Annotated in this window: 5 protein-coding genes, 1 tRNA gene, 1 rRNA gene and 1 other RNA gene; 5 read left to right on the top strand and 3 right to left on the bottom strand. The window is 30.5% G+C overall.

Annotated elements, in window-relative coordinates:
• Window positions 1–105 precede the first annotated feature (105 nt).
• Window positions 106–222, top strand: a 5S ribosomal RNA gene (gene rrf / locus ACI3VO_RS05025).
• A 130-nt stretch (window positions 223–352) separates the two neighbouring features.
• Here rrf and nadC read toward each other — a convergent pair.
• The 3 genes from nadC to nadA are packed head-to-tail and all read right to left on the bottom strand — an operon-like array spanning window position 353 to window position 3,391.
• Complete coding sequence (gene nadC, locus ACI3VO_RS05020) at window positions 353–1,195, bottom strand: carboxylating nicotinate-nucleotide diphosphorylase (RefSeq protein ID WP_439756861.1); 843 nt, start codon at window positions 1,193–1,195, stop codon at window positions 353–355.
• Window positions 1,188–2,480, bottom strand: coding sequence for an L-aspartate oxidase (locus tag ACI3VO_RS05015; protein WP_439756860.1), 1,293 nt, complete (start codon window positions 2,478–2,480; stop codon window positions 1,188–1,190). The genes nadC and ACI3VO_RS05015 overlap by 8 nt, the downstream gene beginning before the upstream one ends.
• Before the next feature lie 2 nt (window positions 2,481–2,482).
• The gene (gene nadA, locus ACI3VO_RS05010; RefSeq protein WP_439756859.1) at window positions 2,483–3,391 is read right to left on the bottom strand and encodes a quinolinate synthase NadA; all 909 of its coding nucleotides are present in this window, start codon (window positions 3,389–3,391) and stop codon (window positions 2,483–2,485) included.
• Window positions 3,392–3,623: 232 nt separating this feature from the next.
• On the opposite strand from nadA, the gene ACI3VO_RS05005 reads away from it, so the two are divergent.
• The 4 genes from ACI3VO_RS05005 to ffs all read left to right on the top strand — a co-directional run bounded on the left by ACI3VO_RS05005 (window position 3,624) and on the right by ffs (window position 5,148).
• Window positions 3,624–4,139, top strand: a complete 516-nt coding sequence (locus ACI3VO_RS05005) for a 3H domain-containing protein (RefSeq protein WP_439756858.1) — start codon at window positions 3,624–3,626, stop codon at window positions 4,137–4,139.
• 168 nt (window positions 4,140–4,307) lie between these two features.
• Entirely contained in the window at window positions 4,308–4,760 is a 453-nt protein-coding gene (locus ACI3VO_RS05000) for a nucleoside deaminase (RefSeq protein ID WP_439756862.1), read from the top strand.
• A gap of 3 nt (window positions 4,761–4,763) precedes the next feature.
• Window positions 4,764–4,856 (top strand) — tRNA-Ser (locus ACI3VO_RS04995).
• Window positions 4,857–4,884: 28 nt separating this feature from the next.
• Window positions 4,885–5,148: signal recognition particle sRNA large type (ffs, locus tag ACI3VO_RS04990), an RNA gene on the top strand.
• Window positions 5,149–5,437 lie beyond the last annotated feature (289 nt).

Here is a 5,437-nt window from a genome sequence, read left to right as displayed (position 1 = left end):
TGATACTAATAGATCGAGGACTTGACCAAATGAATAATGGCATTCATTAAATGTTTTCAGTTTTGAAAGTATTAAATTTATATAGATTTAGTACAATAAAGATTATGTGGTTATTATAGCAAAGAGGATACACCTGTTCCCATTCCGAACACAGAAGTTAAGCTCTTTAGCGCCGATGGTACTTGGTGGGTGACCGCCTGGGAGAGTAGGACGTAGCCACGTAATCTTTTTTTATGCTTTGAAATTATTTAAGGCTTGGGAATTATGTATAGATATAAAAAGTCTACATTTTGATAATTAATTAAAAACTTCAAAATGTAGACTTTTTTAATTTTAATATTTTATGGAGTTGTTAGTTTAAAGGTTTTAGGTTTTTCATACTTAAATCTAATATTTTAGCTGAGTGAGTTAAAGCACCTACTGATATAAAATCTACACCTATTTCGGCTATAGATTTTATTGTTTCTAATGAAACATTTCCAGAAAACTCAATTTCAGCCTTGTCTCCTATCATAGAAACAGCCTTTTTAGCTGTGTCTAAGTCCATATTATCTAGCATTATTATATCCGCTTTTACGTCTAAGGCTTCTTGCACCATATCTAGTGTTTCTGTTTCTACTTCTATTTTTCTTACGAATGAAGAATTTTTTCTGGCTAAATTAACTGCATTAGTTATTCCGCCAGCTGCATCTATATGGTTGTCCTTAAGCATTACACCGTCAGATAGGTTAAATCTATGATTATTTCCTCCGCCGACTTTTACAGCGTATTTTTCTAATATTTTTAAATTAGGAGTTGTCTTTCTAGTATCTAATAATTTTGCATTGGTATGTTCTATTTGTTTTACGAATTTATTAGTTAAAGTTGCTATTCCACTCATTCTTTGAAGGATATTTAAAGCAACTCTTTCTCCCATAAGTATATTTCTAGTACTACCTTTAAGCTCAGCGATTTTTTCTTTTGGATATACTTTATCCCCATCTTTTTTCAACAAATCCACAGTTACTCCACCTAATATGTGGAAAACTCTTGCATATACTTCTAATCCAGCTATGATACCTTCTTCTTTACAAAGAAGATCAACTGAAGATATACTATCCTCTGATATTATTGAATTAGTAGTTATATCCTCGTTTGGAATGTCTTCAACAAGGGCATCTTTTATTATTTTATCTACAATTAAAAAATTAATCATCTATTATACCACCTTTTTCCTTAATAGCTTCTACAACTAATTTTTTATTTTCTTCTGCAATTTTTTCTATTGTTTTATCCACAATATCCACAGATTTTGTGATTAATTCTGTATTATCGATTGAATTATTTATAACATTTGCAGCTCTCTTAGAGAATACTAATCCTTCTAATAGAGAGTTACTAGCTAATCTGTTAGCACCGTGTATTCCTGTACAGCTAGTTTCACCAACTGCGAAAAGGCGATCTAAAGATGTTTTACTGTTAGTATCTACTTTTATACCACCCATAAAGTAATGTTGGGCAGGAGATACCTTTACAGGTTCTTTTGTTATATCAGTTCCTTTTGCAAGACAATTTTCATAGATTAAAGAGAATCTATTTTTTATATAATCAGGATTTAAGAAACTGATATCTAATAAAACATAAGGTGTATTTGTCTTTTTCATTTGTTCAAATACGGCAGCTGAAACGACATCTCTTGGTAATAATTCGTTTACAAATCTTTCGCCGTTTACATTTCTAAGTATACCACCTTCGCCTCTTACTGATTCAGATATCAAGAATCTTCTTTCATCTTCTGTTTCATCGTAAAAAGCAGTAGGATGTATTTGTATATAATTAATATCTTTAAGCTCTACATTATGTCTTATAGCTGTAGCTAAACCATCGCCTTTTAAAATTCTTTGACTAGTAGAATTTTTATAAAGTCCTCCGATTCCACCACAAGCTAGAATTACATATTTAGCAAAAACATTTATTTGTTTATTGTCTTTTAATAGGATAGCTCCTATACATTTATTATCATCTTCAATTATATCTACAAAGAAAGTATCTTCGTAAACAGTTATATTTTTTCTAGTAAGTACGTTTTTTACAAGTGTTTTTTCTACATCTTCACCTGTGTGATCGTTAGTATGTACTATTCTGTTTACACAGTGAGCACCTTCCTTTGTGTAGTCCCAATCTCCATTTTCATCTAGGTCAAGTTTCAAACCTAAAGAAACTAATTCTTCTACATTTTCTATAGATTCAGAAGTTAGAATCTTTACAGCGTCTAAATCATTTTTATATTGTCCAGCCTTAAGAGTATCTTCTATGAAGTCTGGTATATCTTCTTTGTTTCTAGCAACTGAAATACCACCTTGGGCTAAAGCAGTATTAGTACAGTCTATTTTTCCTTTTGAAACTACTAAAACATCTAAATTACTATCTAAATTAAGAGCACTGTATAAACCAGAAACTCCTGATCCAATTATTAAAACATCAACATTTTTATTTTCCATAACTATTTCCCCAATTTATGCATATTTTCTAGAGCAGTTAAAGCTTTTTTACTAGTTTCTTCGTCTAGAATAATTTCTTCTCTTTTACCAGTTAATGCGTCGTAAACATCTTGTAAAGAAGTTTTCTTCATGTTAGGACAGATCATCATTTCTGGGAAGTAGAATTTTTTATCTGGATTATTTTTATTAAGTTGATGTAGTACACCTTGTTCTGTACAAATTATGAATTCTTTGTCTTCACATTCAGTTGCAAATTTGATTATGCCACTAGTACTACCGATATAATCACTTAAATCTCTAACTTCTTTAGAGCATTCAGGATGAGATAAAACTTTTACATTTGGATGTTCTTCTTTTAGTTTTATTACATCTTCTGCAGATACTCTTTCATGAGTAGGGCAGAATCCCTTCCATTGTATGAATTCTTTTTCTGGGAAGAATTCAGCTATGTATCCACCTAAGTTTCTATCAGGTAAAAATAGTATTTGTTTATTAGGTATATTTTTCATTATTTCTAAAGCACTAGATGATGTAACAGAAGCATCACAAAGGGCTTTAACTTCATAAGATGAATTTATATAGCAAACCTTAAATGCATCTGGATATTCTTTTATTTTTTCTTTTAAATCTTCAGCTTCAGCCATATCTGCCATAGGGCATCCTGCATCTGGAGCTGGTAATATAACTGTCTTATCTGGAGATAAAATTTTTGCACTTTCAGCCATGAATTTAACGCCACAGAATATAATTAAATCTTCTTTAGCATCACGTGCTATTTTGCTTAAATAGTAAGAATCTCCTATATAATCAGCAATTTCTTGTACTTCAGGAATTTGATATAGATGTGCTAATATTATAGCATTTTTTTCTTTTTTTAATTTTAATATCTTTTCAGATAATTGATTCGTCATAATTTACCCCTTTTAAAAAATGTATTTACAGGTGTAAATACACCTGTGACAACAATTATAGCATCTTATAATTTACTATTCAATAAAAAAGTAATCGTTAATTTTTTAATTTATAATTATGTGTATACAAGGTATTATCAAAAAGTTAACGATTGCTTTTTGTTATGAAAGTATATAGAATAAATAAAAGATAGTGAAAAAAGAAAATAATAGAATGAGAAGAAGGTGCAAAATGAACCCAAATGAAAGAAGAGAAAAGTTATTGGAGATTCTTAAAAATACTGATGAACCTGTAAAAGGAAATATATTATCAGAAAAACTTGATGTAAGTAGACAAGTTATTGTAAAAGACATAGCACTTTTAAGAGCATCTGGTATCGAAATTTTGGCAACGTCTACTGGATATATTATTTTAAATTCGATAATAAAAAGAGAGTTTGAAATAATGTGCAAAAATCACAAATCAAATGATGAAATTTATGAGGAATTAAAAACAATAATTGATTTAGGTGGAAAAGCAAAAGATGTTATAGTAAAACACCCTACTTATGGAATAGTAAGGGCTGATTTGAATGTGGCTACAAATAGAGATTTGAAGAAATTTATGGAAAAAGTATCGAGAAATGAATTTAAACAATTATCTATCTTATCACCAGATTATCACATTCATACAATTGAGGTTTCTGATGTGGAAGTATTGGAAGAAATAAAGCAGGAATTAAGAGAAAAAAATATTTTATTTGAATAATTGAGATAGAGAAAGGGGGCCTGTATTTAATAGGTCCTTTTATATTTTAAGTAAATTATAACAATTTGATAAAAAAAGTCGCATATAGTAAATATTTGAAGTAAAAAATAAGTTGAATTATAAAAAAACTTATGTTAATATTAATATGTTATATGTTTAGGAGGTATGATGGATAAATTATTTTTTATGAATGAAGCGATAGAAGAAGCTAAAAAAGCATATGATAAAGGTGAAACTCCTATAGGAGCTGTAGTGGTTAAAGATCAGCAGATTATAGGCAGAGGTCATAATTTAACCGAAACCTTAAAGGATAGTACAGCTCATGCAGAGATGCTAGCTATAAAGAATGCAGCTGAGACATTAGGAGGCTGGAGATTGATGAATTGTGATTTATACGTTACAATGGAGCCTTGTATTATGTGTAGTGGAGCTATTGTTAATTCTAGAATAAAAAATATAATTATTGGAACTAAACATATTAAAAATGCTAATATAGAAAAACAACATACATTTAAGATGGAGTACTTTAAAGATAGTCGTGTAAATGTAGAGTTTGGAATTATGGAAGAAGAGTGTTCGATCATTCTGCAAAGATTTTTTAAAGACCTAAGAAAAAAATAAATTGGAGAGATGGTCGAGAGGACGAAGACGCTGGCCTGGAAAGCTAGTATGCGTGTCAAAAGCGTATCGTGGGTTCGAATCCCACTCTCTCCGCCAAGAAAGCATAATATCGGTTACAACTTTGCTGTACTAGATGGGGAAGTAGCGGTGCCCTGTAACCTGCAATCCGCTATAGCAGGATTGAATTCCATCTAGAGGCTACTGTTTTGTGGAGCTGCCCGAAGCAAGTGGTGTTGACGCTTAGGTCCTATGCAATGTAAGCCCATGAACCCTGTCAGATCCGGAAGGAAGCAGCAGTAAGTGGTTACTGCATGTGACGTGGGAGTGCCTAAGTTGAGCTAACTACTTCGGTAACGTCTGTGAAGCATAGTCAATAGATGGTGTACAGCATTTTAATATATAAAAAACAAGATCCCTTTTGACAGGGATTTTTATTTTGCAAATTTTTTTGATTCGTTGTAAATTATAGAATCGTTTAAATAAAGTTTTTTTATGAATTTAATGATATAATAATTAAAGAAATTGTCTAAATTATATTTAGAGGAAAAACTATATTTAAAATAAAGGGGAGATAAATGTGCATAAGGCGTTATATAGAGTATATAGACCTAAGAATTTTAATGATATAGTAGGTCAAGAGCATATAGTTAGAACTTTGAAAAATCAAATAGAAAGTC

This window comes from Intestinibacter sp., from assembly GCF_051866655.1.
Lineage (GTDB): Bacteria > Bacillota > Clostridia > Peptostreptococcales > Peptostreptococcaceae > Intestinibacter.
The sequence above is the reverse complement of the archived record's forward strand: the minus strand, read 5'-3'. Positions and strand labels throughout refer to the sequence as shown.

Coding starts and splice junctions, on each gene's coding strand:
- nadC (WP_439756861.1), bottom strand. CDS start 1,195: ATGATTAATTTTTTAATTGTAGATAAAATAATAAAAGATGCCCTTGTT.
- ACI3VO_RS05015 (WP_439756860.1), bottom strand. CDS start 2,480: ATGGAAAATAAAAATGTTGATGTTTTAATAATTGGATCAGGAGTTTCT.
- nadA (WP_439756859.1), bottom strand. CDS start 3,391: ATGACGAATCAATTATCTGAAAAGATATTAAAATTAAAAAAAGAAAAA.
- ACI3VO_RS05005 (WP_439756858.1), top strand. CDS start 3,624: ATGAACCCAAATGAAAGAAGAGAAAAGTTATTGGAGATTCTTAAAAAT.
- ACI3VO_RS05000 (WP_439756862.1), top strand. CDS start 4,308: ATGGATAAATTATTTTTTATGAATGAAGCGATAGAAGAAGCTAAAAAA.